The 813-nt window shown below is 51.2% G+C and carries 2 protein-coding genes; both read left to right on the top strand.

Annotation, left to right across the window (positions count from 1 at the left end; genetic code table 11):
- Positions 1-485 (top strand): flagellar basal body L-ring protein FlgH (locus A3750_RS02115; RefSeq protein WP_068547985.1); only part of this gene is annotated, 485 nt, incomplete at its 5' end.
- A gap of 13 nt (positions 486-498) precedes the next feature.
- A partial coding sequence (locus A3750_RS02120) for a flagellar basal body P-ring protein FlgI (RefSeq protein ID WP_197474811.1) occupies positions 499-813 on the top strand: 315 nt, incomplete at its 3' end.

Genomic DNA, 813 nt, shown 5'->3' on the forward strand with positions numbered 1-813 from the left:
TTAACGTCGGCGACATCCTTACGGTGAATCTTCAAGAGTCGACGCGCGCCACCAAACAAGCGGAAACGACGTACGACAAGGATGATGAGGTGGATTTCAATGAGGCCAATATTCTGGGTAATACCATCAACTATAAAGGCATGAGCTTGCTCACGGATCCCTCTTTTGAACGATCTTTCGAGGGCACTGCGGAGTCTGGGCAAAGCAATAGCCTCGCGGGCAGTATCTCCGTGACGGTTGCTGAAGTTTATCCCAACGGCTTGCTTCGCGTGCAGGGCGAGAAGTGGTTGAGCCTGAATCAAGGGGATGAGTTTATTCGTCTTACAGGCTTGATTCGTCCTGAGGACATCGGGGTCGACAACACGATTTCATCTTCCAAGATCGCGAACGCGCGGATCGCTTATGGCGGAACGGGTGAGTTTGATCAGGTGAATCGTCAAGGTTGGTTGACGCGCTTCTTCAACAGCGAGTGGTGGCCTTTGTAGCCGGGAGTACCTTATGTTGAGACGATTTTCTTTCTTAATCAGTGCCATTGCACTCGTGGTGTTAAGTGTTTGGTTGATCTCTCCAGCGCATGCAGATCGTTTAAAAGATATTGCTGGCATTGAAGGGGTTCGAAGTAACCAGCTCATCGGATATGGCTTGGTCGTTGGTTTGGATGGGACCGGTGATAAAACGCCCTTTACGAGCCAGACCTTTCGGAATCTGATGAATCAGTTCGGCATCACGATCCCTCCAGGCGTCGACCCGAAATCTAAGAACATTGCCGCTGTCGCTGTGCATGCGGATTTGCCTGCCTTCGCGAAACCTGGC

This window comes from Oleiphilus sp. HI0079 (genome assembly GCF_001635105.1).